Origin of the sequence: Halomonas gemina (assembly GCF_023554995.1) — a bacterium.
Taxonomy (GTDB): Bacteria; Pseudomonadota; Gammaproteobacteria; order Pseudomonadales; family Halomonadaceae; genus Halomonas; species Halomonas gemina.
Window position 1 is genome coordinate 403,251 of record NZ_JAMJPK010000002.1, and the last position, 24,254, is coordinate 427,504.

Below are 24,254 nucleotides of genomic sequence, written 5' to 3' on the forward strand. Positions count from 1 at the left end.
TTACGGCGCCCGCAGGGTATCCATCGGCCAGCGCGGCACCGCCTTCATGATGCCGGTATCGTTATGCTCGCCGGCCAGCAGGCGCTGTGCGCCTACGTAGGCGATCATGGCCCCGTTGTCGGTGCAGAAGCGCCCGCGAGGGTAGTAGGCCCGGGCGTCGCGTTTGGCGCACTCCCGCTCCAGGCGTTCGCGCAGCCGCACATTGGCGCTCACGCCGCCGGCTACCACCAGGCGCTTGAGGCCGGTCGCGTCCAGCGCGCGGCGGCACTTGATCACCAGGGTGTCGACCACCGCCTCCTCGAAGGCGCGGGCCACGTCGGCGCGGGCCGCCTCGTCGAGCTCGCCGTCCTGCTCGAGCCGGCGAATGGCGGTCAGGGTGTGGGTCTTGAGCCCGGAGAAGCTGAAGTCGAGCCCGGGGCGGTCGGTCATCGGCCGCGGGAAGTGCAGGCGGCCGGGGTCGCCGCCCTCGGCCAGCTTCGCCACCTGGGGTCCTCCGGGGTAGTCGAGCCCCAGCATCTTGGCCGCCTTGTCGAAGGCCTCGCCCGCGGCGTCGTCCACCGATTCGCCGAGCAGGCAATACTGGCCCAGACCACGCACTTCGACCAGCTGGGTATGGCCCCCGGAGACCAGCAGGGCGACGAAGGGGAAGTCGGGGGGTGCGTCCTCCAGCATGGGGGCTAGCAGGTGGCCCTCCATGTGGTGGACGCCGAGCACCGGAATCTCCAGCGCCCGGGCCATGCCGTGGGCGGTGCTGGCCCCCACCATCAGCGCGCCGACCAGCCCGGGGCCGGCGGTATAGGCGATGGCGTCGAGCTCGGTGCGCGCCAGGCCGGCCTCGTCCAGCACCTGCTGGATCAGCGGCAGCAGTCGGCGGGTATGGTCCCGGGAGGCGAGCTCCGGGACCACGCCACCATACTCGGCGTGCATGGCGATCTGACTGTAGAGGGCGTCGGCCACGAGGCCGCGCCCGGTGTCGAAGAGGGCGACGCCGGTCTCGTCGCAGGAGGTCTCGATACCCAGTACGCGCATGATGATGGCTCGGTGATGCGTGGAAGCCGGCATTCTACGCCTTTTGCCCCGCAGGCGCAGTGCGGAAGATTTGCACACCTTGGGCATGGCGACTAGAATACTGTCCGCTGCAAGACTGGGTCGTGCACCCAGGAGCGGCCTTCCGCCTTACACGCATCGTTCCGGTTCGCCTGGCGATTCCGGCGTCAGTTGCGTGATGGCGAGTGGCCCTCGCAAGGTGTGCGTACAAACCGAACTCAAGTTACCCAAGGTAGGTGAGTGCTTAATGCCTTCTGTCAAAGTACGTGATAACGAGCCGTTTGACGTCGCGCTGCGTCGCTTCAAGCGTTCCTGTGAAAAAGCCGGTGTTCTCTCGGAAGTGCGTCGTCGCGAGCAGTACGAGAAGCCGACCGCAGAGCGCAAGCGCAAGGCGGCCGCTGCCGTCAAGCGCCATGCCAAGAAGCTTCAGCGTGAGCGCAAGCGTTTCGAACGGCTCTATTGATCCGTACTGGAGTCGGTAGGGGCATACCGCCCCTGTCGTCTCAAGAGGGACGCCAAGCGGCCGCCTAACGGTGGCCGCTTGTTTTTCGTCGCCTCTCCCGTCTCCCGTCTCCCGCAGGGTGCCCGAATGTCCGGTCAGATTCCCCAGCGCTTCATCGATGATCTCCTGGCCCGCGTCGACGTGGTCGAGGTGGTCGGTGAGCGCGTGAAGCTGAAGAAGGCCGGGCGCAACCATTTGGGGCTCTGCCCCTTCCATCAGGAGAAGTCGCCGTCGTTCACCGTCAGTGCCGACAAGCAGTTCTATCACTGCTTCGGCTGCGGTGCCCACGGCAATGCCCTGCGTTTCTTGATGGAGTACGACAAGCTGCGCTTTCCCGAGGCCGTGGAGCAGCTTGCCGCGCGCCTGGGCATGGAGGTTCCGCGTGAAGGGGCCGACGACCCACGCGCCCAGGCCCGCGAGCGCAAGCGCAAGGAGGGGGTCAACCTGCTGGAGCTCTCGGCCAGCTACTACCGTGAGCGGCTGAAGATGCCGGAAGCGGAGGGCGCGCGCCGCTATCTGGCCGAGCGCGGGCTGTCCCCCGAAGTGCAGCAGGCCTTCGCCATCGGCTATGCCCCGGCGGGCTGGGAGGCGCTCAAGCGCCACCTCTCGGAGCGCGGCGTCGCCGAGGCGGTGCAGATCGAGTATGGCCTGCTGGTGCATCGCGAGGAGAGCGGGCGGACCTATGACCGCTTCCGCGACCGGGTGATGTTCCCGATCCGGGATATCCGCGGGCGCACCATTGCCTTCGGCGGGCGGGTGCTGGGCGATGCCAAGCCCAAGTACCTCAACTCGCCCGAGACGCCGGTGTTCCACAAGGGTCGCGAGCTCTATGGCCTCTATGAGGCCCGGCAGGCCAATTCGCGGCTCGAGCGGCTGGTGATCGTCGAGGGCTACATGGACGTGGTGGCGCTGGCCCAGTTCGGCATCCGTAACGCCGTGGCCACCCTCGGCACCTCCACCAGCGAGGAGCACCTGGGGCGGCTGTTCCGGATGGTCGGCGAGGTGGTGTTCTGCTTCGACGGCGACCGGGCCGGCCGCCAGGCCGCCACCCGGGCGCTGCAGACGGTGTTGCCGCAGATGATCGACGGGCGCCAGGCGCGCTTCATGTTCCTGCCCGAGGGGGAGGATCCCGACACCCTGGTGCGTCGGGAGGGGCCGGAGGCCTTCGAGGATCGCATCACCTGCGCCAGCCCCCTGTCGGAATTCCTCTTCGAGCACGCCGCCGAGGGGCGCGACCTGGCGACGATCGAGGCGCGTGAGCGCTTCGCCAGCCAGGTGCTGTCGGCGATCGGCAAGCTGCCGGAAGGGGTGCTCAAGTCGCTGCTGCTGACGGAACTCTCGCGGCGTACTGGCGTCGACCAGTCGCGCTTCGAGGCGCTGGTCACGCCCCGGGACGCGCCACAGGACGAGCCGCCCCTGGCGGCGGAGCCCGGGCGCGACGAGGCCCCTCGTCCGGCGCGAGGGAGTGGTCCGGCAGGCGGCGCACTGAGCCTGATGGGGCGGGTGCTGCAGCTGCTGGTCCACGAACCGCGGCTGGTGGAGCGTCTGCCCGAGGAGAGCGACTGGTACCCCGGGGAGGACCCGGAGGCCCGGTTGTGCCACGAGGTGGAGCGGCTGCTGCGGGCGGGACGCTATCGCAGCGCCCAGGTGCTACTGGCGCACTTTCACGGCACCCCCGAGGGTGAGCGGCTGGCCGAGCTGGCGCGCCGCGAGCTGCTCATCCCGCCGGGGGCGCGGGCCGCCGAACTGGATGGACTGGTCGAGCACTTCCGGCGACACCGTCTCCGGCCGTCGCATCAGGAGGAAGTCGACGCCCTGCTGTCAAAGCAGCAGCGGGGAGAGCGGCTGTCTCAGGAGGAGCGGCAGCGCCTGATGGGGCTGCTCACCGAGCTCAAGGGGTAATGCAAGAGGAACGGAAGGCCTCGCCTCGCGGTGGGAAATGGCGGCGGGGTTGAATTTTCTCCTACTATCACCACATAGAGGGAAGTGCCCGCGAACGGTGCAACCTGACAACCTAACACACCTGAATGACCGCGCAAATACACCGAACTGGCAGAAAGGTGGTTTCACCCGCTATACTGTTCGGCTTATCGAGTTTTCACCGCCTCAGTGCTTCAGGTGCTTCATTCTTCTTCGTCGAGATAGGGTTTCTATGGCTGGAAATGCGCAGCAGCAGTCACGTCTGAAGGAGTTGATCGCGCGCGGCAAGGAACAGGGCTTCCTGACCTATGCCGAGGTCAACGACCACCTTCCCGAGGATATCGCCGACCCGGATCAGGTGGAAGACATCATCGGCATGATCAACGACATGGGCATCAGTGTCGTCGAAGAAGCCCCCGATGAAGACACCCTGATGATGTCGGATCATTCCACGGACGAGTCGGCTGCAGAAGAGGCCGTTGCCGCGCTCGCCGCCGTGGAGAGCGACGTCGGCCGCACCACCGATCCCGTGCGCATGTACATGCGCGAGATGGGCACGGTGGAGCTGCTGACCCGCGAGGGCGAGATCGAGATCGCCAAGCGGATCGAGGAGGGCACCCGCGAGGTGATGTCGGCGCTGGCCTACCTGCCCGGTGCCGTGGACTCCATCCTCGACGCCTATGATGCCACCCAGGACGAGGAGGCCCCCGGGCGCCTCTCCGACCTCTTCTCCGGCTTCATCGATCCCGACGAGGGCATTCCCGGCGTGGCCGAGGCGGAGGTTCCCGAGGAGGAGCCTCGCGACGAGACCGAAGGCGATGCCGACGACGAGGATGACGAGGCCGAGGAGGAGACCACCGGCGGCCCCGATCCCGAGGAGGCCCGCGCCCGTTTCGAGCAGATTCGTGAGCAGAACGCCGCGGCGCAGGCCGCCATCGAGGCCCAGGGGCGTGGTTCCAAGGAGGCCCAGGAAGAGCTGGCGCGTCTCGCCCAGCTGTTCTCGCCGATCAAGCTGGTGCCCAAGCACTTCGAACGCCTGGTGGGCCAGGTGCGCATCAGTGTCGAGCAGGTGCGCGCCCAGGAAAAGGCGATCATGCAGCTGTGCGTGAAGAAGGCGAAGGTGCCGCGCAAGACCTTCATCAAGGCCTTCCCGGGCAGCGAGTCGAACCCCGAGTGGCTCGACGAGTTCAGTGCCGCCAATGCGAAGTACGCGGCGCGCCTGGCGCCGCTGCGTGGCGACATCCAGCGCGCCCAGCGCAAGATCGCCTTCGAGGAGGAGATGATCCAGCTGCCGGTGACCGAGATCAAGGAGGTCAACCGCCGGCTCTCCATCGGCGAGGCCAAGGCGCGCCGGGCCAAGAAGGAGATGGTCGAGGCCAACCTGCGCCTGGTGATCTCCATCGCCAAGAAGTACACCAACCGCGGCCTGCAGTTCCTGGATCTGATCCAGGAGGGCAACATCGGCCTGATGAAGGCGGTGGACAAGTTCGAGTACCGCCGCGGCTACAAGTTCTCCACCTACGCCACCTGGTGGATCCGTCAGGCGATCACCCGCTCCATCGCCGACCAGGCGCGCACCATCCGCATCCCGGTGCACATGATCGAGACCATCAACAAGCTCAATCGTGTCTCCCGCCAGATGCTGCAGGAGATGGGTCGCGAGCCGACCCCGGAAGAGCTCGGCGAGCGCCTCGAGATGCCCGAGGACAAGGTGCGCAAGGTGCTCAAGATCGCCAAGGAGCCGATCTCCATGGAGACGCCCATCGGCGACGACGACGACTCGCACCTGGGCGACTTCATCGAGGACGGCACCATCCTGCTGCCCATCGACTCGGCGACGGGTGAGGGGCTGATCGAGGCCACCCGCAACGTGCTCGGCGGCCTCACCGCCCGCGAGGCCAAGGTGCTGCGCATGCGCTTCGGCATCGACATGAACACCGACCACACCCTCGAGGAGGTCGGCAAGCAGTTCGACGTCACCCGCGAGCGGATCCGCCAGATCGAGGCCAAGGCGCTACGCAAGCTGCGCCACCCCAGCCGCTGCGAGCCGCTGCGCTCCTTCCTCGACGAGTAGTCGCCAGGAGGGACCAGAAGGGCATCATGCCCACCCAACGACAAGCCCCGCAGGCGATACCTGCGGGGCTTGTTGCATCCGGGGGAGCCTCGTCGCGTCAGCCGGCGCGACGCGCCAAGGCCCAGCGGCGGGCCAGCAGGGCCAGTTCGATCATGGCGATCAGGATCAGCGCATAGCCGAACAGCTCCACTACCTCCTCGGCGGCGCTCTTGAAGTCACGCAGGTAGTGCTCCTGCAGCACGGCGCGCCAGAAGTCCTGTCGGCCATAGAGTCGCGAAAAGACATAGGTGGTCAGGAAGCCGGCGGCGAACAGGCCGAAGGAGAGGCTATTGGCGTAGCCTGCGAACTGTGACGCGAACTCCCGGCGGTGGCGGATCACGCCGTAGAGGCTCGGCAGGATGATCAGTGCCACCAGCAGCTGCCAGGCGCCGTCGAAGACGCGGGCATCCAGCAGGGCGTCCTGCTCGCGAACCAGGGAGCTTGCCACGATGGCGAGCAGCAGCAGACTCACCTGCGGCAGCTCCCGCAATCCGACCCTCACGTAGAGCAGCAGCAGCGTCGAGAGTGCCAGCAGGCCGCTCTGGGCCAGCTCGGTGAAGCCCCGTTCCGAGAAGCGGATATCGGGCAGGGTGAAGGCCTCGTAGTAGACGCCCTGGGCGATGCCGGCGACCAGCAGGATATAGAGCGTGGCCCTCAGGCAGGTGGCGGCGAAGCCGATCGGCATGGGGCGGTCGGGGGGCAGGCGGGGAGGCATCGCGAGTCCATTCAAGCACATCATCCAAGGGTGGGCATTCTACCGTCCCGCGCTCCGCGTGCCTACTCGACCGGCAGGCCTGCCGGGGTGGCGCGGCGGGCCTCCTCGACGATCCAGTCGTGCACCGCGGCCACCCGGCGGTCGTCCAGGGCGCCCGGGGCATGCACGATGCCGTAGCGCATGCCGGTGGGCACCCGCTGCGCGAAGGGGGCGATCAGGGCGCCGCTCTCCAGCTCGCCACGGATCAGCGTCTGGCGGGCGATGGCGACCCCCATGCCGGCGATGGCCGCCTCCATGGTCAGGTGGTTGCGGTTGAAGGTGTAGCCCCGGCGCAGGTTGAGGGGCGGGGCCTCGATGGCTTCCAGATAGCGCTCCCACTCGGCATGCTCGTGGCTGCCGCGCCAGGCGGTGACGTCGTGCAGCAGCGGATACCAGGCCAGGTCAGCGGGCTGACGAAGGGGCGGGCGGCCCCGCAGCAGGGCCGGGGCGCAGACCGGGAAGATGCGCTCTTCCATCAGCGGCGTGATGGCCAGGCCCGGGACGTGGCCGTCGTTGAGGTCGAGGGCCAGGTCGAAGTCGCCGTCGCGCAGCGAGAGGCTGCTGTCCTCGGCCCTGACATGCAATTCGATGTCGGGAAAGCGCGCCTGCAGCCGCGGCAGGCGCGGCATCAGCCACTTGTGCAGGAAGGAGGGCACCGAGCGCAGGCGGATCACCCCGCTCATCACCCCGCTGCGCAGTCGCCGTACCTCCAGCCCCACGGCCTGGTAGGCCTCGTCCACCACCGCGGCCAGTCGCCGTCCCTCCTCGGTCAGCTCCAGGCGCCGGGGCAGGCGACGAAACAGCTTGAAGCCCAGTCGCTCTTCCAGCTGCTTGATCTGCTGGCTTACCGCACCGGTGGTGACGTGCAGCTCCTCCGCCGCCCGCGTGAAGGAGAGGTGGTGGGCGCTGATGGCGAAGACCTTCAGCCAGGCATGGGTCTGGGCGTGCAGCAGTCGGCTCATGGTTTAGCTGGGCTATACTGTGGGCGAGATATTCTGGCTTGTTGCCGGGGCGAAGCCGCACCAGCATAGAGGCATCATCCACCCATGGCCAGCAGCGTTCAGTAGCGCTGAACCCGGAGCCTGCCAGGCTCCGCCCCGGCCACTCGTCAGTCACGTGAGGCTTCTCCCATGGCAATCAGCGTCTTCGACCTGTTCAAGATCGGCATCGGGCCTTCGAGCTCCCACACCGTGGGCCCGATGGCGGCGGCTCATGACTTCGTCGAGGTGCTGAAGCGTCGTGACCTGCTGGGCCGCGTGACGCGCCTCGAGGTTCACCTGCATGGCTCGCTCTCCGCCACCGGCAAGGGCCATGGCACCGACCGGGCGGTGGTGATGGGGCTGATGGGCGAGCATCCGTCGCACATCGACCCGTCGATCGTCGCCCCGCGCATCGAGGCGCTCCTCGAGTCCCGGACCCTGCCGCTCGACGGCCACCAGGCGATCCCCTTCCACTGGAGCCGGGACCTGCAGTGGCATGACGAGAGCCTGCCCTACCACCCCAACGCCCTGACCCTGGTCGCCCATGGGCACGGGGAAGAGCTCTATCGCAACGTCTACTACTCCGTGGGGGGCGGCTTCGTGGTCGACGAGGCCCAGGCACGCTCCGGCGAGCTGGACAGCGACACCACGCCCCTGCCCTATGACTTCCATTCCGCCGCCGAGCTGATGGCGCTGTGCCGGATGCATGGGCTGCGCATCAGCGAATTGATGCTGGAGAACGAGAAGGCCTGGCGCAGCGAGGCCGAGGTGCGCGCCGGCCTGTGGGAGATCTGGCAGGCCATGCAGGCCTGCGTGCAGACCGGGCTCGCCGCCGAGGGCCTGCTGCCGGGGGGGCTCCAGGTCCGGCGTCGGGCGGCATCGCTGCAGCGGCGGCTGCTGGCCATGGACGGCGATGACAGCCTGATCGCCTCGACCTTCTCGGCCATGGACTGGGTCAACGTCTTCGCCCTGGCGGTGAACGAGGAGAATGCCGCCGGCGGCCGCATGGTCACCGCCCCCACCAACGGGGCGGCGGGGATCATCCCGGCGGTGCTGCACTACTACATGAAGTTCCAGCCCGAGGCCTGCGAGCGGGAGGTGGTGGACTTCCTGCTCACCGCCGGCGCCGTGGGGATCCTGTGCAAGAAGAATGCCTCCATCTCCGGCGCCGAGGTGGGCTGCCAGGGCGAGGTCGGCTCGGCCTGCGCCATGGCTGCCGCCGGCCTCGCCGAGGTGATGGGCGGCAGCGTGGGTCAGGTCGAGAATGCCGCCGAGATCGGTCTGGAGCACAACCTGGGGCTGACCTGCGACCCGATAGGTGGCCTGGTACAGGTGCCCTGCATCGAGCGCAACGCCATCGCCTCGGTCAAGGCGATCAATGCCGCACGCATGGCGCTGCGCGGCGACGGCGAGCACTTCGTCTCCCTGGACCACGTGATCCGCACCATGCGCGACACCGGCGCCGACATGCAGGAGAAGTACAAGGAGACCTCTCGCGGCGGCCTGGCCGTCAACGCCATCGAGTGCTGACGGCTGCCCGGCAGCTGCGGCCTTGGGCCAGAACAGGCGCGATGCCCCGCAAGGGGCATCGCGTCTTTTTTTGCCCGACATAGTTTGCAAGCTATTGATCACGCGGGCGTCTACACCATTGGTCGAGTTCGGCGCTTCTCCTGTTGCCGTGCCGCTGCCAGTCCTCTAGCTTACGTTAACGTAAAGTGTCACCCGGGCCCTCGATGCCGGAATCGGCACAACAACGACAACGGCCGACAACAACGACAACAGCATCCACGGCGGATCGCCCGAGCGATCCAGAGAGGACGAATCATGACCCAGGAGTTCATACTGGAAACTCGCGGGTTGACCAAGGAGTTTCGCGGCTTCACCGCCGTGGACGACGTCAACCTGCAGGTCCGCGAGGGGCATATCCACGCCCTGATCGGCCCCAACGGGGCCGGCAAGACCACCGTCTTCAACCTGCTCACCAAGTTCCTGCCGCCGACCCGCGGCGAGATCCTCTATCGCGGCAAGCCGATCACCGGCATGAAGGCCAACGAGATCGCCCGGCTGGGGCTGGTGCGCTCCTTCCAGATATCGGCGGTGTTCGCCCACATGACCGCCATGGAGAACGTGCGGGTGGCGCTGCAGCGCAAACTGGGCACCTCCTTCCACTTCTGGAAGTCCGAGAAGAGCCTCGATCACCTCAACGACCGGGCCCTGGAGCTCCTCGATGAGGTGGGGCTCGCCGAATACGCCGACGTGCTCACCGTGGAGATGCCCTACGGGCGCAAGCGGGCGCTGGAGGTGGCAACCACCCTGGCGCTGGAACCGACCCTGATGCTGCTCGACGAGCCGACCCAGGGCATGGGCGCCGAGGATGTCGACCGCATCGTCGAGCTGATCCGCCGGGTCTCGAAGGGCCGCACCGTGCTGATGGTGGAGCACAACCTCAGCGTGGTCAGCCGGCTGTGCGACCGCATCACCGTGCTGGCCCGCGGCAGCGTGCTGGCCGAGGGTGACTACCAGGAGGTCTCGCGCAACCCGCAGGTGCGCGAGGCCTACATGGGCAGCGATGCCGCTGCGGAAGAGGAGGCCAGCGCATGAGCCAGGCAGCCGAGACACTCACCGAATACCACGACCTGGACGGCGCCGAGATGCTGCGGGTCAGCGACCTGCACGCCTTCTACGGCGAATCGCACATCCTCCACGGCGTCGACTTCGACGTGAAGCGCGGCGAGCTGGTGACCCTGCTGGGGCGCAACGGCGCCGGGCGCAGCACCACCCTCAAGTCGATCATGAACATGGTCGGCCACCGCACCGGCTCGATCGTCATCAACGGCAACGAGACCCTTGGGATGAAGCCGCACCGCATCCCGCGGCTGGGCATCGGCTACTGCCCCGAGGAGCGCGGCATCTTCGCCAGCCTCGACGTCGAGGAGAACCTGCTGCTGCCGCCCACGGTGCGCAGCGGCGGGATGGGGATCGACGAGATCTATGCGATGTTCCCCAACCTCTACGAGCGGCGCCACAGCCAGGGCACCCGGCTCTCCGGGGGCGAGCAGCAGATGCTGGCCATGGCGCGCATCCTGCGCACCGGTGCCCGGCTGCTGCTGCTCGACGAGATCACCGAAGGGCTCGCCCCGGTCATCGTCCAGACGCTGGGCGAGGTGCTGGTCAAGCTCAAGGAGCGCGGCATGACCATCGTGCTGGTGGAGCAGAACTTCCGCTTCGCAGCGCCCTTGGCCGACCGCCACTTCGTGATGGAACACGGCCGTATCATCGAGGAGATCAGTGCCGCCGAGCTGCCCTCGCGGCGCGAGCACCTCAACTCCCTGCTGGGGGTATGACGGCGTGCCGTCCTCCCTGCAGTTCATCCACCGCAGTGCAACCTGCATCGACAACAACAACCAGCCCCGCCCGGGGCCACGGAGATGAAGCTATGACCTTCAACAGCATGACCTTCAACCGGAAGACGCTTGCCAGCAGCATCGCCCTCGCCGCCGCCACCCTGATGGCCAGCGGTGCCCAGGCCCAGATGAGCGACGACGAGGTACGGATTGGCTACCTGGCCGACATGTCCGGCACCTACCGCGACCTGGCCGGCCCCGGCGGCCTCGAGGCCCTGGAGATGGCCGTCGAGGACTTCGGCGGCGAGGTGAACGGCGCCCCGATCGAGGTGTTCAGCGCCGATGACCGCAACAGCGCCGACGTGGGCGCCAACACCGTGCGCGAGTGGTTCGACACCCGCAACGTCGACCTGGTCGCCGGCCTGGTGGCCTCCTCGGTGACCATCGCCGCGACCAAGGTGATCGAGGAGAACGACGGCCTGGGGATCGTCTCCGGCTCCGCGGCCTCCAGCATCACCAACGAGCACTGCACGCCCAACCACATCCACTGGGTCTATGATACCTACCCGCTGGCCAACGGTACGGCCAAGGCGGTGGTGGAGCAGGGCGGCGATACCTGGTTCATGCTCACCGCCGACTACGCCTTCGGCCATGCCCTCGAGGGTGACGTGACCAAGGTGGTGGAGGAGAACGGCGGCGAGATCGTCGGCACCATTCGTCATCCCTTCCCGACCAGCGACTTCTCGTCCTATATCCTCCAGGCCCAAGGGTCCGGCGCCAAGATCGTCGGCCTGGCCAATGCCGGTGCCGACACCGTCAACGCCATCACCACCGCCAGCCAGTTCGGCCTGACCCAGTCCGGCCAGCAGCTCGCCGGCCTGCTGATCTTCCTCAATGACGTCCACGCCATGGGCCTCGAGGACACCCAGAACCTGCTGCTCACCACCGGCTGGTACTGGGACATGGATGATCAGGCTCGCGAGTGGGCCGACCGCTACTTCGAGCGCGTCGGCAAGCGTCCGACCATGGTCCAGGCGGGTATCTACTCCAGCACCATGCACTACCTGGAGACCGTGGCCGAGGCGGGGACCGACGACCCCGAGACCGTCCGCGCGGCCATGGCCGAACGCCCGGTGGAGGACTTCTTCTCGCGTAATGGCTATATCCGCGAGGATGGCCGCATGGTCCACGACATGTACCTGGCACGGGTGAAGACTCCGGAAGAGTCCACCGGCGAGTGGGATCTCTACGAGATCCTCGCCACCATCCCCGCCGAGGAGGCCTACCGCCCGCTTTCCGAGAGCCAGTGCGACCTGGTCAACAACTGAGCGGAACCGGCGGCGGCCTCGGCCGCCGCCCCTCTGACGGGAGGTCCATGACATGACAATGATTTTCGGGGTGCCGTTGATGGTGTTCATGGGCCAGCTGATGCTGGGCCTGATCAATGGTGCCTTCTATGCCCTGCTCAGTCTGGGGCTGGCGGTGATCTTCGGCCTGCTGAAGATCGTCAACTTCGCCCACGGTGCCATGTACATGCTGGGGGCCTTCGCCACCCTGCTGGGGTTCCAGTACCTGGGGCTCAACTACTGGGTGGCGCTGCTGCTGGTGCCCCTCGTGGTGGGCGGTCTGGGCATGGTGATCGAGCGCCTGATCCTGCGGCGCATCGCCCACCTCGACCACCTCTACGGGCTGCTGCTCACCTTCGGCCTGGCGCTGATCTTCGAGGGCACCCTGATCAACTTCTTCGGCGTGTCGGGGTCGAGCTATCCGACGCCCGCGGCCCTGCAGGGCGGGATGAACCTGGGCTTCATGTTCCTGCCCACCTATCGCGCCTGGGTGCTGGTGGCGGCGCTGGTGGTCTGCCTGGGCACCTGGTTTGTCATCGAGCGCACCCGTCTCGGCGCCTACCTGCGCGCCGGTACCGAGAACCCGGCGCTGATGCAGGCCTTCGGGGTCAACGTGCCGCAACTGATCACCCTGACCTACGGCTTCGGCGTGGCCCTGGCCGCCTTCGCCGGGGTACTGGCCGCCCCGCTCTACCCGGTGTCACCGACCATGGGCTCGAGCCTGTTGATCGTGGTCTTCGCCGTGGTGGTGATCGGCGGCATGGGCTCGATCCTCGGCGCCGTCATCACCGGCCTGGCCATGGGCCTGATCGAGGGCCTCACCAAGGTCTACTACCCCGAGGCGGCCAACACCGTGATCTTCCTGGTGATGATCCTGGTGCTGCTGCTGCGCCCCGCGGGACTCTTCGGCAAGGAGGCTTGACCATGTCCACCACCGCTCTGACACCCGCCATGAAGCTTCAGCGGCGTGCAAGCCGGCGTCGCAACGCCCTCTACCTGGTCCTGATCGTGATCGGCCTGCTGGCGCCGCTCGCCATCTACCCGGTGTTCCTGATGAAGGTGCTGTGCTTCGCGCTGTTCGCCTGCGCCTTCAACCTGCTGCTCGGCTATGCCGGCCTGCTCTCCTTCGGCCATGCGGCCTTCCTGGCCACTGGCGGCTACTTCACCGGCATCATGCTGGCCAGCTACCCGGGGCTGACCCCGGAGCTCGGGATCCTGATCGGTACCCTCGCCGCCGTGGTGCTCGGCACTTTCTTCGGGGTGCTGTCGATCCGCCGCCAGGGGATCTACTTCGCCATGGTGACCCTGGCGCTGGCACAGATGATGTTCTTCTTCTTCATCCAGGCGCCTTTCACCGGCGGCGAGGACGGCCTGCACGGCGTGCCGCGGGGCGAGCTGTTCGGGCTGATCAGCCTCGCCGACAACCTCAACATGTACTACTTTGTGCTGGCGGTCTTCGTGATCGGCTTCGCCATCATCCAGCGCACAGTGCATTCGCCTTTCGGGCAGGTGCTCAAGGCGATTCGCGAGAACGAGCCGCGGGCCGTCTCGCTGGGCTACAACGTGGATGCCTACAAGCTGGTGGCCTTCGTGCTCTCCGCGGGCCTGGCGGGCCTGGCGGGCTCGACCAAGACGGTGGTCTTCCAGCTGGCCTCGCTCACCGACGCCCACTGGCATATGTCCGGCGAGGTGATCCTGATGACCCTGCTGGGCGGCGTGGGCACCCTGTTCGGCCCCGTGGTGGGTGCCGGTCTGGTGGTTAGCCTGCAGACCCAGCTGGCCCAGTCGCCGCTGGGCAACTGGGTGAGCGTGATCCTCGGCCTGATCTTCGTGGTCTGCGTGCTGAGCTTCCGCAGCGGCATCGTTGGCGAGATCCAGAAGATGGTGCGCAAGAACTTCAAGTAGGTCTGGACCCGAGCAGCCAGAACGCCATCGGGCGCCCCTTGGGGCGCCCGATGGCGGTGGTGCGTGATGACGTAGGTGCATGGCACCCAGCGACGGCCGGCGTCAGAGTACGCCCTTGGCCTTGGCGGTGTGGATCGCGATCGCATCCATCAGCGGTGGCGACAGGCAGTCGTAGGGCTCCAGGCCCAGCTTCTTGAGCCGACCGCGGACGTTGTCCATGTTGTCCGGGTCGGCACCCGACTCGATGATCGAGGAGACGAAGGCGGCGAATTCCGGCGCCGCCCAGCCGGTGGCGTCGGAGAGTTCAGTGTGGATGAAGTCCAGGCCGTGGAAGGGGTGGTCGGTATTCTCGATGCGGCCGAACATGTGGACGCCGCACTCCTTGCAGGCATGGCGCTGGATGGCGGCCGAGGTGTCGACGACCGCCAGCTTGTCCTCATTGGCCGTGACGCTGAGGCTCTCGCGGGGCACCACGGCGACCATCGAGAACAGCGCACCCTCGGGCTTCCAGCACTTGGTACAGCCGCACACATGGTTGTGGGCGCACTGTGCCTTGACGGTCACCTCGACGGGATTGTCGGAACAGTGGCAATGCAGGGTGCCGCCGTTGAAGCTGTCGCTGCCGGCACGCACACCGCTATCCACGGCGGGATGGATCCTGATGTCGCTCATGGTGGTGGCTCCCTGGGAAGGGGTGGCTGCTGCAGGAGATGCCGCGGCTGGGGGCTCGGGGCGGTCACGGCCCTGCTGGGACGTCGTCGAGGGTGTCGCCCCCTGGCCGCCGAACCAGCGCTTCAGTGTGTCCATCAGGCTCATGGGCTTCCGCTCCTCTTGTAGTCTTGTCAGCATGGCGATCACCTGCGTCGTTGTGGGTCAGGCGGTACCTGTCGGTCACGCCGCCTCAGCAAGCCTCAGTAGTGAAGAATGACGGGGCAGTATCCTTTGAAGCTATGGCACTTTGCGGCTTTTTGCCAACGCCGCGGATGTCCCGGGGAACCGCCGGTGGGCTCAGCGCCGCACGGGCAGCAGTTCATCGATATGCGCGATCAGGTAGTCGATGAACTGGTGCACCTTGGGGGAACGGTGGCGATGGCGCGGATAGACGGCCCAGACCGCGGTATCGTCGTGCTGGTAGGCATCGAGTACCGAGACCAGCTCGCCGCTGGCCAGGTGGGGATCCACGTAGTAGTCGGGAAGCTGGGCCAGCCCCAGGCCCTTGAGGGCCGCATCGAGCAGGGCCGGTCCCGAGTTGCCCTCCCAGGGTCCCTCGACCCTCACCTCGCGGCGCACCCCGTCGACATCGAATCGCCAGTGGTCGCGTGAGCCTACCAGGCACCGGTGGCGGGAGAGCTCCGACAGGGTATGGGGCTGGGGCATCCGGGTGAAATAGCCCGGGGAGCCGACCACGTACTCGTGGCGTTCACAGATGCGCCGGGCGATCAGCGTCGAGTCCTTGAGCGTGCCCATGCGGATGGCGATGTCATACCCTTCGTCGATGATGTCCACCTGACGATTGGTGAAGTGCAGGCGGATCTCGAGCTGGGGATGCTGGCAGAGGAAGTCGTTGATCAGCGGCGCGATGAAGCGCTCACCGAAGGTGGTCGCCGAGGTCAGCCTGAGCACGCCCCGCGGCCGGGCCTGCAGGTCGTTGATCGCCGCCTCGGCCTCGCGGAAGCCGTCGAACAGGTGATGGCAGTGCTCGTAATAGAGGGCCCCGGCATCAGTGAGGCGAATCTGGCGGGTGGTCCGGTAGAGCAGGGTGGTCCCCAGCTGATTCTCCAACTGGCTGACCAGGCGGCTGACATGGGAGTTGGAGACCTTGAGATGTCGTGCGGCGGCCGCGAAGGTCCCCAGGCGCACTACTTCCACGAAGGCTTCGATCCTGTCCCAGCGCTGCATCTTGGCCTCTCCTGCCTGGACTGTTGCTCTGTGACAACAATGTCATGTGTTTGATGCAGTTTATCCCAAGGCGTCGCATTGCCTAGACTGTCGGCAGGATCAACACACATCGAACGAGGACGATGCCATGAAGTCACGCGCCGCCGTCGCCATGGAAGCCGGCAAGCCCCTGGAACTGGTCGAGATCGACGTCGAGGGCCCCCGGGCCGGCGAGGTGCTGGTGAAGATCGCCGCCACCAGCGTCTGCCATACCGATGCCTTCACCCTCTCCGGGGCCGACCCGGAGGGCAACTTCCCGGCGGTGCTGGGCCATGAAGGCGCCGGCGTTGTCCAGGAGGTGGGCGAGGGCGTCACCAGCGTCAAGCCCGGGGACCACGTCATCCCGCTCTATACCGCCGAGTGCGGCCAGTGCAAGTTCTGCCTCTCGGGCAAGACCAACCTGTGCAGCGCGGTGCGCGCCACCCAGGGCAAGGGCGTGATGCCGGATGGCACCTCGCGCTTCTCGCTGGACGGCAAGATGCTGCACCACTACATGGGCACCTCCACCTTCAGCGAGTACACGGTGCTGCCCGAGGTCTCGCTGGCCTTGGTCTCCAAGGCGGCGCCGATGGACAAGATCTGCCTGCTGGGCTGCGGCGTGACCACCGGCATCGGTGCGGTGATGAACACCGCCAAGGTCGAGCCGGGCAGTACCGTCGCCGTCTTCGGCCTGGGCGCCATCGGGCTGGCGGTGATCCAGGGCGCGGTAATGGCCAAGGCCTCGCGGATCATCGCCATCGACGTCAACCCGGAGAAGTTCAAGCTCGCCGAGCAGTTCGGCGCCACCGACTTCGTCAATCCCAAGGAGTACAGCGACCCCATCCAGCAGGTGATCGTCGAGCTGACCGATGGCGGCGTCGACTACTCCTTCGAATGCATCGGCAACGTCAACGTCATGCGCTCGGCGCTGGAGTGCTGCCACAAGGGCTGGGGCGAGTCGGTGATCATCGGCGTGGCCGGCGCCGGCGAGGAGATCAGCACGCGGCCGTTCCAGCTGGTTACCGGCCGGGTCTGGAAGGGTTCCGCCTTCGGCGGGGTCAAGGGGCGCACCGAGCTGCCGGGGTACGTGGAGCGCTACATGAACGGCGAGATCAACATCGACGACTTCATCACCCATGACATGCCTTTCGAGAAGATCAACGAGGCCTTCGAGCTGCTGCATCGGGGCGAGAGCATCCGTACCGTCCTCCACTATTGAGCCATCAGGAGCCTGATTCATGACCATGACCGAACACCTCGAGCTGGTCTCGGCCAACAAGAGTTTCGGTGGCTGGCACAAGCGCTATCGCCACCGCTCCCGGGCACTGGACTGCGAGATGACCTTCTCCATCTACCTGCCCCCCCAGGCCGAGGCCGGGCGGGTACCGCTGCTGTGGTGGCTCTCCGGGCTGACCTGTACCGACGAGAACTTCATGCAGAAGGCCGGCGCCCATCGGGTTGCCGCCGAGCTCGGCATGGCCATCGTCTGTCCGGACACCAGCCCCAGGGGCACCGACCTGCCGGGCGAACACGACAGCTACGACTTCGGCAGCGGGGCCGGCTTCTACGTCAATGCCACCCGGAAGCCCTGGAAGAAGCACTACCGCATGTACGACTACGTGGCCGAGGAGCTGCCCTCGGTGGTGCGCCAGCACTTCCCGGTCAACGGCCGCGAGTCGATCAGCGGCCACTCCATGGGTGGGCACGGCGCCCTGGTCATGGCCCTGCGCCGTCCCGGGCACTACCGTTCGGTGTCGGCCTTCGCGCCAGTCGTCAATCCCAGCGAGTGCCCCTGGGGCCAGAAGGCCTTCTCCGGCTACCTGGGGGAGGACCGTGGCCTCTGGACCCAGTACGACGCCTGCGAACTGGTGGCCCGCGGCGCCTCGAGCCAGCCGCTGTTCATCGACCAGGGCGAGGCCGACGACTTCCTCGAGGAGCAGCTCTGCCCCGAGCGGCTCGAGGCGGTGTGCGCCGAGCACGACCACCCGCTGACCCTGCGCCGCCAGCCGGGCTATGACCACAGCTACTTCTTTATCGCTACCTTCATCGAGGATCACCTGCGCTACCATGCCGAGCGGCTGAACAAGCGCTGATCCGGCGCAGGCTCTCGCCAGGGTGACAGGCTGCCTCCCTTCGGGGAGGCGGCCTCGTTATACTGCCAGCTATTCACGAAGCGGCGAGGGGTGCCCATGGCCGAGCGAGAGGCACAATGAGGGAGTGGTGGCAGCGGGTCTGGCGGGTGCTGTGGCGTACCCTGCTTGGCTTCGTGGTGTGTTCCCTGGTGCTGGTGCTGCTGCTGCGCGTGGTACCGGTGTTCGGCTCCATGGTGATGGTGGAGCGCAAGGTCCAGTCCTGGGTCGCCGGGGAGTCCCTCGATATCCGCCACCAGTGGCAACCCTGGCAACGCCTCTCCGACCACGCCAAGCTGGCGGTGATCGCCGCCGAGGACCAGCGCTTCCCGCTGCATCACGGCTTCGACTTCGGTGAGATGCGCCGCGCCTGGGAGGCCAGCCGCAACGGGGGTCGCCTGCGCGGGGCCAGCACCATCAGCCAGCAGACCGCCAAGAACCTCTTCCTGTGGACCGGGCGCAGCTGGGTGCGCAAGGGACTGGAGGCCTGGTTCACCCTGTTGATCGAGGCGCTGTGGCCCAAGCAGCGCATCCTCGAGGTCTACCTCAACATCGTCGAGTGGGACAGCGGGGTGTTCGGTCTCGAGGCCGCCTCCCGCCACTACTTCGGTGTTGCCGCCGAGGAGCTCAGCGAGGCCCAGGCCAGCCGTCTGGCGGCGATCCTGCCTGACCCCCGCGGCCGAGATGCGGCGCGCCCCGGCCCCCAGGTGGAGCGACGCAGCGCCTGGATCCGCCAGCAGATGCGCAACCTCGGCGGTAGCGGCTATCTCGAGCGGCTCTGAGGGCCGCTTCTGACCACCAGCACCACCCCGGCGATGGCGATGGCCATGCCCACCAGCGACAGGGGCGGCAGGCGCTCGTCGAACAGCCACCACGCCTCCAGCGCCGTCACCGGCGGCACCAGGTAGAAGAGGCTGGCCACCCGCGAGGCCTCGCCGCGCCTGATCAGCGCCATCAGCAGCAGGATGGCGGAGATGGAGAGCACCAGCACCAGCCAGGCCAGGGTCAGCAGGAAGGTGGGCGCCCAGTCGATCTCCCGGGTCTCGAACAGCAGCGCGCCCAGTCCCAGCAGCGTCCCGGCACCGAGATACTGCACCACGGTGCCGGAGAGCAGCGGCATGCCGGTGCAGAAGCGCTTCTGGTAGAGGGTACCCAACGAGATGCCGACCAGCGCCACCATCACGCTGGCCAGCGCTTTGATGCCGAACCCCCGGAACTGCATCTCGCCCGGGTCGAGCTTGCCGCCCAGCACCATGCCGATGCCGACGAGCCCCATCACCAGTCCCAGCCACTGCAGGCGCCCCAATCGCTCGCCCAGCAGGGGGCCGGCGAGCCCGGCGGTGAGCAGAGGCTGCAGCCCCACCAGCAGGGCGGCGAGGCCCGCCGGCATGCCCTGATAGATGCCGTAGAAGACTCCACCAAGGTAGGCGCCGTGAACCAGCAGGCCGGAGACCGCGATGTGTCCCCACAGCCGTGGGCCCTGTGGCCAGCCGCCCCGCAGCAGCATGACCAGCGGGACCAGCAGGGCCAGGGTCAGCACGAAGCGCACGAACAGGAAGGTGAAGGGTTCGGCATGGGGGAGGCCGAACTTGGCGCCGATGAAGCCGGTGCTCCAAAGTGCCACGAAGAGCACGGGCATGGCGGCCAGCCACGCCTGGCGGTGACGTTCCGATGTCATGGCAAACAACTTCCAGGGTCAGGGGGTGCGGGCATCATCGCGGCCAAAGGCGCGGGATGCCACTCTCGCGGCTCGTGCTTTGGTCGTAGGCGCCATCGTGGCGGAAAATTGGTCAGACCAGGATTTTGCCAGAGGATACAGGATGTTGCCATCCGTGAGCGCTTGGTCTGACCAATGACCAAAGGCCGCTTGCGTTGAAAGTCGCTATTGGCCGGGGGTGGGGTTTTCGCTAGCTTTCGCCATGGAAGTCTTTTCCAGATTATCGAGACTTCCCTCAGGCCCCGCAGGGAAAGCGGTGCAAGCCGTCCGGTGTATCCTCAAGAGCCACGGGCGTGCGTGATGGGCCATGGATGACAACAACAAGTTATCGTCGACGCCCGCGGATTCCGCAGGCGCGCTATCCAACCAGGAGTCCATGCCATGCAAGACGACAAGCAGCCGTCAAGCATCTCTTCCGTCGACAACGACAACACGAAAGTCCTCAAGGAGTTCCAGACCCCGAGCCGGCGTAACTTCCTGAAGGCCGCGGCCGTCGGGTCGGCGGCGGCCGTGGCGGCCCCCTGGATCGGCAACGTCCAGGCGCAGGAGGGCATCCGCATTCGCATGCAGTCCTCCTGGCAGCCCGGTACCACGGGTTACAAGATTTTCGAGGAGTGGGCGGCCGGCGTCGCCGAGGCGACGGGCGGCGAAGTGATGATCGAGCCTTTCCCCGCCGGTGCCGTGGCCGGCGCTTTCGAAGTCGCCGATGCGGTGCGTAATGGTGTTATCGACGGCCAGAACTGGTTCACCGTCTACTGGCCCGGCAAGATGCCGGCCGGCGTCTTCCTGACCGCCTACCCGATGGGGCTCTCCGTTCCCCACCAGTGGGACATGATGTTCGGTGCCTACGGTGGCTTCGGCATCGCCAAGGACCTCTACCGCAAGCAGGGTCAGGAACTGCTGGGCTACGTTCATCACGATATGAACCTGATTCACTCCAAGAAGCCGCTGCGTAGTTTCGATGACTTCAAGGGGATCAAGCTACGCATGCCCGGCGGGATTGTCGCCGAGACCTTTGCGTCCATCGGCGCTCAGACGACCCTGCTGCCGGGCTCCGAGGTCTATCCGGCCCTGGAGAAGGGCACCATCGATGCGGCTGACTATGTCGGCGCCGCGGTGAACTTCGAGCTGGGCTTCTGGCAGGTGGCTGACTACATCATCATGGGCCCGCCCTCCACACCCTGCCTGCACCAGGCCGTCGACCTCATGGATATCTCCGTGAATCGTCGCACCTTCGAGCGCATGTCGCCGCAGACCCAGGACCTGATGCATGACCTGGTGGCCGCCTATTCCCGCGAGCACTACGCAGCGATCCAGAAGGCCAACGCCGAAGCCTGGCCGAAGTATCGCGAGAAGGGCGTGGAGATCATCCACCTCAGCGAGGAGGATGGCAATCGCTTCCGCGAAGCCGCCATCCCGCTGTGGTTCAAGTGGGCCAACAAGGACCCGGATGCCGCGCGGCTCTTCAAGGCGCACCTCGATACCATGATGGATCCGGCGGTGGCGCTGGTCACTGAAGAGGACATCAAGGGCTACGAACTCAACGTCTGACCCTTCTGTATGACCGGACCGGGTGTTGTGTGCCGAGGGCCGCAACACCCGGTTTGGGTAAGGAAACCACTACTGATCCCGCATCCCGTCGACTCGATGATCCGTAGCCATCGCCGGGAGGTGATGGCGTCGCGGAGGAGTGTCCATGAATCTTGATATCGAATTCGTTCTTCCGCACTGGCTCTACTGGTCGGTGCTGCTGCTATTGCCACTGGTGGTAATGTTCTTTGTCGATCGCAGCTTCCGGCGTGGCGGCACCATCAGCGGCGGCGACACCGCCGAGGTGCCGGCTGGCCAGGAAGTCGAGGTGGCCTATCAGCCCCCCGGTAATCTGTTTACCGCTATCGTCGACCGCCTGTCGGGGTTTTCCGGGCGCTACGTGGCCTACTGGGCGTTGATCGCCCCCTTCATCTTCACTTACGAAGTGCTGGTTCGCTACGCTTTCAACTCGCCGACCAACTGGGCCCATGAGTCGATGACCCTGATGTTCGGCATGCAGTACCTGATCGCCGGGGCCTACGCGCTGCGCGAAGGCGGGCACGTACGTGTCGATATCCTCTACCAGCGCGCCAAGCCACTTAACAGGGCGGCGCTGGATGTCGTCACCTCGATCTTCTTCTTCATCTTCACCATCGCGCTGCTGGTGACCGGTTGGAAGTTCTTCTCCCAGTCGGTCAGCGATGAGTTCTTCTTCGGTTCCAGCTACGCCAACGAGACCTCCTTCACCGAGTGGTCGATTCAGTTCTACCCGGTGAAGTTCATGCTCTTCTTCGGTGCCTTGCTGCTGCTGCTGCAGGGGATAGGACAGCTGTTGCGCGATCTCCAGGCCTATCGCTATCACTGGCGCTTTCATGACGGCAGCCGTACCTTCGCCCGTGTGCTGCTGGTCGTGGCCGGACTGCTGGCGGCTTGGGTGGTCTTCGAGATGGTCAACATCGGCGTGACAGACTACGAAAGCCTGGCGGGGAGTCTCGAGAACAGCCTTGGTTCCGTGGGCATCGGTGCCCTGACGGTGGTGATGTTCGGTTCGCTGATGGTCGTGCTGGTGGCAGGCCTGCCGCTGGCCTTCGTCACCGGTGGTCTGGGGGTGACCTTCCTTTATCTGGTCGGCGATCAGAACATGCTCAACCTGATGCCGTCGCGCATCTTCCCGATGATGACCAATTACCAGCTCTCGGCCATCCCGCTGTTCATCTTCATGGCCTCGGTGCTGGAGAAGGCGGGGATCATCGAGGAGCTGTTCGACGTCGTCTACAAGTGGATGGGCGGGCTCAAGGCCGGTCTGGCGATCGCCACCATCATCGCCTCAACCCTGCTGGCTGCCATGGTCGGCGTGATCGGGGCCGCGGTGGTGACCATGGGCCTGATCGCCCTGCCGGCGATGCTCAAGCGTCACTATGACCCGGAGATCGCCATCGGCTCGATCATGGCCGGTGGGACCCTGGGCATCCTGATCCCGCCGTCGATACTGGCGATCATCTACGGCGTCATCGCCCAGCAGTCGGTGGGTGAGCTCTACCTCGGCTCGCTGATCCCCGGTCTGCTGCTGGCCTTCATGTATGGGTTCTACTGCTGGATGCGCGGCACCCTGAACATCAAGCTGGCGCCGCCGATGCCGGTCGAGGATCGGGTCGACATGAAGGAGAAGCTTCGCCTGCTGCGTAAAATGCTGGCGCCGATCATCCTGGTCATTCTGGTGCTGGGCATCATCTTCACCGGTATCGCCACCCCGGTGGAAGCCGCCGGTATCGGCACCTTCGGTGCCCTGGTGGTGGCCGCCATGCACAAGCGCCTGACCTGGCCCAACCTGCATGCCGCCTGCATGAGCACGCTGGTCGCTTCGGCGATGGTGATGTGGATCATCTTCGGTGCCAGCATCTTCGTCGGCTTCTATATCCTGCAGGGTGGCCAGACCTTCGTGCAGGAGTTGATCTCCGGCGCGGGCCTCGGCCCCTACGCGGTACTGCTGCTGATGATGGTGCTGCTGGTGGCGCTGGGCATGTTCCTCGACTGGGTCGGGATCCTGCTGCTGGCGGTGCCGATCTTCGTGCCGCTGATCCAGGGGCTCTCCTTCGACGGCGTGTTCGGGCTTCCCGGCGTTGACCCCTCCGACGTCTCGTTGTGGTTCGGCGTCATCTACCTGGTCAACATGCAGATGTCCTTCCTCAGCCCGCCGTTCGGCTATGCGCTCTTCTACATCAAGGGGGTCTGCCCGCCGCATATCACCATGGCGCAGATCTTCCGCTCCTCCTTCCCCTTCCTGGGCATCCAGGCGCTGGGGCTGCTGCTGGTGATCCTCTTCCCGGTGCTGGTCACCTGGCTACCCAACCTGGCCTATGGTTGACGCCAGGCGCTTTAACCGTTGAGGTATCTAAGGCGCTCCCAGCGAGGAGCGCCTTTTCTTACAACCCGTTACAACACTCTGTGAACTCGCCGTGACCCCGGGCGTCACAGAGGGGCACATTCATAACGCAACACCCTGGAGGTATTCATGCAACGGATGACTGCTCTGTTCTCGGCCGCACTTCTCTCTCTCGGCCTGGCCGCCACTGCTCAGGCCCAGCAGGATTCTGCGGCCAACGCAGAACAGCCGCAGGCCACCGCGCCGGCCCAGGACTTCTCCGACCAGCAGCTGCAGCAGTTTGCCGACGCCTCCCAGGAGATCGCCGTGATCTCCCAGGAGTACACCGAGGAGCTGCAGGCGGCAGAGGATGAGCAAGCCCAGCAGGAAGTGCGCATGGAAGCCAACGACAAGATGGTCGAGGTGGTCGAGGACAGCGGTCTCGACGTGGATACCTTCAACGCCATCGGTCAGGCTATCCAGCAGGATCCTGAGATGATGCAGCGCGTGCAGGAGATGGCCAAGGCAAAGGCTAACGCCTCCAACGACGATCAGAACTCGTAAGACGCCACCTCCGTCGAAGGCCGTTCCTTCGGCCACCGCGAGGCCACTCCGATGGGGGTGGCCTTTTTGATGTCCAGGGGATGGCCGATTCTCATTCCCCGTAGGATGGCTCCTCCGGCTAGGC

21 protein-coding genes are annotated in these 24,254 nt (G+C 66.1%); 15 read left to right on the top strand and 6 right to left on the bottom strand.

The window, feature by feature from the left end:
• The gene (tsaD, locus tag M8009_RS05960; RefSeq protein ID WP_250059879.1) at positions 1-1,029 is read right to left on the bottom strand and encodes a tRNA (adenosine(37)-N6)-threonylcarbamoyltransferase complex transferase subunit TsaD; all 1,029 of its coding nucleotides are present in this window, start codon (positions 1,027-1,029) and stop codon (positions 1-3) included.
• Between the two features lie 265 nt (positions 1,030-1,294).
• On the opposite strand from tsaD, the gene rpsU reads away from it, so the two are divergent.
• The 3 genes from rpsU to rpoD all read left to right on the top strand — a co-directional run bounded on the left by rpsU (position 1,295) and on the right by rpoD (position 5,543).
• The gene (gene rpsU / locus M8009_RS05965; protein WP_013333229.1) at positions 1,295-1,510 is read left to right on the top strand and encodes a 30S ribosomal protein S21; all 216 of its coding nucleotides are present in this window, start codon (positions 1,295-1,297) and stop codon (positions 1,508-1,510) included.
• 126 nt (positions 1,511-1,636) lie between these two features.
• Positions 1,637-3,451, top strand: coding sequence for a DNA primase (gene dnaG / locus M8009_RS05970; protein ID WP_250059880.1), 1,815 nt, complete (start codon positions 1,637-1,639; stop codon positions 3,449-3,451).
• Between the two features lie 250 nt (positions 3,452-3,701).
• The gene (gene rpoD, locus M8009_RS05975; protein ID WP_250059882.1) at positions 3,702-5,543 is read left to right on the top strand and encodes an RNA polymerase sigma factor RpoD; all 1,842 of its coding nucleotides are present in this window, start codon (positions 3,702-3,704) and stop codon (positions 5,541-5,543) included.
• 97 nt (positions 5,544-5,640) lie between these two features.
• Here rpoD and M8009_RS05980 read toward each other — a convergent pair whose 3' ends face one another.
• Together M8009_RS05980 and M8009_RS05985 are read right to left on the bottom strand one after the other, a co-directional pair.
• Positions 5,641-6,297 (bottom strand): hypothetical protein, encoded by a 657-nt coding sequence (locus tag M8009_RS05980; protein ID WP_250059883.1) that lies wholly within the window; start codon positions 6,295-6,297, stop codon positions 5,641-5,643.
• Positions 6,298-6,359: 62 nt separating this feature from the next.
• Positions 6,360-7,298, bottom strand: a complete 939-nt coding sequence (locus tag M8009_RS05985) for a LysR substrate-binding domain-containing protein (protein WP_250059885.1) — start codon at positions 7,296-7,298, stop codon at positions 6,360-6,362.
• A 168-nt stretch (positions 7,299-7,466) separates the two neighbouring features.
• Between M8009_RS05985 and M8009_RS05990 the strand changes: the two genes are divergently transcribed.
• The 6 genes from M8009_RS05990 (at position 7,467) to M8009_RS06015 (ending at position 13,911) form a co-directional block, all read left to right on the top strand.
• The gene (locus M8009_RS05990) at positions 7,467-8,846 is read left to right on the top strand and encodes an L-serine ammonia-lyase (RefSeq protein WP_250059886.1); all 1,380 of its coding nucleotides are present in this window, start codon (positions 7,467-7,469) and stop codon (positions 8,844-8,846) included.
• Between the two features lie 294 nt (positions 8,847-9,140).
• The gene (locus M8009_RS05995; protein WP_250059888.1) at positions 9,141-9,917 is read left to right on the top strand and encodes an ABC transporter ATP-binding protein; all 777 of its coding nucleotides are present in this window, start codon (positions 9,141-9,143) and stop codon (positions 9,915-9,917) included.
• Entirely contained in the window at positions 9,914-10,660 is a 747-nt protein-coding gene (locus M8009_RS06000) for an ABC transporter ATP-binding protein (protein ID WP_250059889.1), read from the top strand. The genes M8009_RS05995 and M8009_RS06000 overlap by 4 nt, the downstream gene beginning before the upstream one ends.
• 107 nt (positions 10,661-10,767) lie before the next feature.
• On the top strand, positions 10,768-11,988 hold the full coding sequence (locus M8009_RS06005; RefSeq protein WP_250060057.1) for an ABC transporter substrate-binding protein: 1,221 nt from the start codon (positions 10,768-10,770) through the stop codon (positions 11,986-11,988).
• Between the two features lie 52 nt (positions 11,989-12,040).
• Positions 12,041-12,928 carry a branched-chain amino acid ABC transporter permease gene (locus M8009_RS06010; protein ID WP_250059890.1) on the top strand — a complete coding sequence of 296 codons (888 nt, stop codon included), beginning with the start codon at positions 12,041-12,043 and terminating at the stop codon, positions 12,926-12,928.
• Positions 12,929-12,930: 2 nt separating this feature from the next.
• Entirely contained in the window at positions 12,931-13,911 is a 981-nt protein-coding gene (locus M8009_RS06015) for a branched-chain amino acid ABC transporter permease (protein WP_250059892.1), read from the top strand.
• Positions 13,912-14,013: 102 nt separating this feature from the next.
• On the opposite strand, the gene gfa is transcribed toward M8009_RS06015, so the two are convergent.
• On the bottom strand, positions 14,014-14,727 hold the full coding sequence (gene gfa, locus M8009_RS06020) for an S-(hydroxymethyl)glutathione synthase (protein WP_250059894.1): 714 nt from the start codon (positions 14,725-14,727) through the stop codon (positions 14,014-14,016).
• Positions 14,728-14,919: 192 nt separating this feature from the next.
• A complete protein-coding gene (locus M8009_RS06025) occupies positions 14,920-15,810 on the bottom strand; it encodes a LysR family transcriptional regulator (protein WP_250059896.1) in 891 nt (296 codons plus the stop codon).
• A gap of 127 nt (positions 15,811-15,937) precedes the next feature.
• On the opposite strand from M8009_RS06025, the gene M8009_RS06030 reads away from it, so the two are divergent.
• The 3 genes from M8009_RS06030 (at position 15,938) to mtgA (ending at position 18,739) form a co-directional block, all read left to right on the top strand.
• The gene (locus M8009_RS06030) at positions 15,938-17,047 is read left to right on the top strand and encodes an S-(hydroxymethyl)glutathione dehydrogenase/class III alcohol dehydrogenase (RefSeq protein WP_250059897.1); all 1,110 of its coding nucleotides are present in this window, start codon (positions 15,938-15,940) and stop codon (positions 17,045-17,047) included.
• Between the two features lie 19 nt (positions 17,048-17,066).
• A complete protein-coding gene (fghA, locus tag M8009_RS06035) occupies positions 17,067-17,921 on the top strand; it encodes an S-formylglutathione hydrolase (protein WP_250059899.1) in 855 nt (284 codons plus the stop codon).
• 116 nt (positions 17,922-18,037) lie between these two features.
• Entirely contained in the window at positions 18,038-18,739 is a 702-nt protein-coding gene (mtgA, locus tag M8009_RS06040; protein ID WP_250059901.1) for a monofunctional biosynthetic peptidoglycan transglycosylase, read from the top strand.
• On the opposite strand, the gene M8009_RS06045 is transcribed toward mtgA, so the two are convergent.
• On the bottom strand, positions 18,721-19,635 hold the full coding sequence (locus M8009_RS06045) for a DMT family transporter (protein WP_250059902.1): 915 nt from the start codon (positions 19,633-19,635) through the stop codon (positions 18,721-18,723). The genes mtgA and M8009_RS06045 overlap by 19 nt on opposite strands.
• A 420-nt stretch (positions 19,636-20,055) precedes the next feature.
• Here M8009_RS06045 and dctP point away from each other — a divergent pair, with 420 nt between their 5' ends.
• The 3 genes from dctP (at position 20,056) to M8009_RS06060 (ending at position 24,130) form a co-directional block, all read left to right on the top strand.
• Positions 20,056-21,225 carry a TRAP transporter substrate-binding protein DctP gene (dctP, locus tag M8009_RS06050; protein ID WP_250059903.1) on the top strand — a complete coding sequence of 390 codons (1,170 nt, stop codon included), beginning with the start codon at positions 20,056-20,058 and terminating at the stop codon, positions 21,223-21,225.
• Positions 21,226-21,370: 145 nt separating this feature from the next.
• Positions 21,371-23,569: a TRAP transporter large permease subunit gene (locus tag M8009_RS06055; RefSeq protein WP_250059905.1), complete on the top strand. Its 2,199-nt coding sequence runs from the start codon at positions 21,371-21,373 to the stop codon at positions 23,567-23,569.
• A gap of 147 nt (positions 23,570-23,716) precedes the next feature.
• A complete protein-coding gene (locus M8009_RS06060) occupies positions 23,717-24,130 on the top strand; it encodes a DUF4168 domain-containing protein (protein ID WP_250059907.1) in 414 nt (137 codons plus the stop codon).
• Positions 24,131-24,254 lie beyond the last annotated feature (124 nt).

Bases quoted from the DNA above. Each gene is read 5' to 3' on its own strand.
- tsaD (WP_250059879.1), bottom strand. From the start codon at position 1,029: ATGCGCGTACTGGGTATCGAGACCTCCTGCGACGAGACCGGCGTCGCC.
- rpsU (WP_013333229.1), top strand. From the start codon at position 1,295: ATGCCTTCTGTCAAAGTACGTGATAACGAGCCGTTTGACGTCGCGCTG.
- dnaG (WP_250059880.1), top strand. From the start codon at position 1,637: ATGTCCGGTCAGATTCCCCAGCGCTTCATCGATGATCTCCTGGCCCGC.
- rpoD (WP_250059882.1), top strand. From the start codon at position 3,702: ATGGCTGGAAATGCGCAGCAGCAGTCACGTCTGAAGGAGTTGATCGCG.
- M8009_RS05980 (WP_250059883.1), bottom strand. From the start codon at position 6,297: ATGCCTCCCCGCCTGCCCCCCGACCGCCCCATGCCGATCGGCTTCGCC.
- M8009_RS05985 (WP_250059885.1), bottom strand. From the start codon at position 7,298: ATGAGCCGACTGCTGCACGCCCAGACCCATGCCTGGCTGAAGGTCTTC.
- M8009_RS05990 (WP_250059886.1), top strand. From the start codon at position 7,467: ATGGCAATCAGCGTCTTCGACCTGTTCAAGATCGGCATCGGGCCTTCG.
- M8009_RS05995 (WP_250059888.1), top strand. From the start codon at position 9,141: ATGACCCAGGAGTTCATACTGGAAACTCGCGGGTTGACCAAGGAGTTT.
- M8009_RS06000 (WP_250059889.1), top strand. From the start codon at position 9,914: ATGAGCCAGGCAGCCGAGACACTCACCGAATACCACGACCTGGACGGC.
- M8009_RS06005 (WP_250060057.1), top strand. From the start codon at position 10,768: ATGACCTTCAACCGGAAGACGCTTGCCAGCAGCATCGCCCTCGCCGCC.
- M8009_RS06010 (WP_250059890.1), top strand. From the start codon at position 12,041: ATGACAATGATTTTCGGGGTGCCGTTGATGGTGTTCATGGGCCAGCTG.
- M8009_RS06015 (WP_250059892.1), top strand. From the start codon at position 12,931: ATGTCCACCACCGCTCTGACACCCGCCATGAAGCTTCAGCGGCGTGCA.
- gfa (WP_250059894.1), bottom strand. From the start codon at position 14,727: ATGAGCCTGATGGACACACTGAAGCGCTGGTTCGGCGGCCAGGGGGCG.
- M8009_RS06025 (WP_250059896.1), bottom strand. From the start codon at position 15,810: ATGCAGCGCTGGGACAGGATCGAAGCCTTCGTGGAAGTAGTGCGCCTG.
- M8009_RS06030 (WP_250059897.1), top strand. From the start codon at position 15,938: ATGAAGTCACGCGCCGCCGTCGCCATGGAAGCCGGCAAGCCCCTGGAA.
- fghA (WP_250059899.1), top strand. From the start codon at position 17,067: ATGACCATGACCGAACACCTCGAGCTGGTCTCGGCCAACAAGAGTTTC.
- mtgA (WP_250059901.1), top strand. From the start codon at position 18,038: ATGAGGGAGTGGTGGCAGCGGGTCTGGCGGGTGCTGTGGCGTACCCTG.
- M8009_RS06045 (WP_250059902.1), bottom strand. From the start codon at position 19,635: ATGACATCGGAACGTCACCGCCAGGCGTGGCTGGCCGCCATGCCCGTG.
- dctP (WP_250059903.1), top strand. From the start codon at position 20,056: ATGCAAGACGACAAGCAGCCGTCAAGCATCTCTTCCGTCGACAACGAC.
- M8009_RS06055 (WP_250059905.1), top strand. From the start codon at position 21,371: ATGAATCTTGATATCGAATTCGTTCTTCCGCACTGGCTCTACTGGTCG.
- M8009_RS06060 (WP_250059907.1), top strand. From the start codon at position 23,717: ATGCAACGGATGACTGCTCTGTTCTCGGCCGCACTTCTCTCTCTCGGC.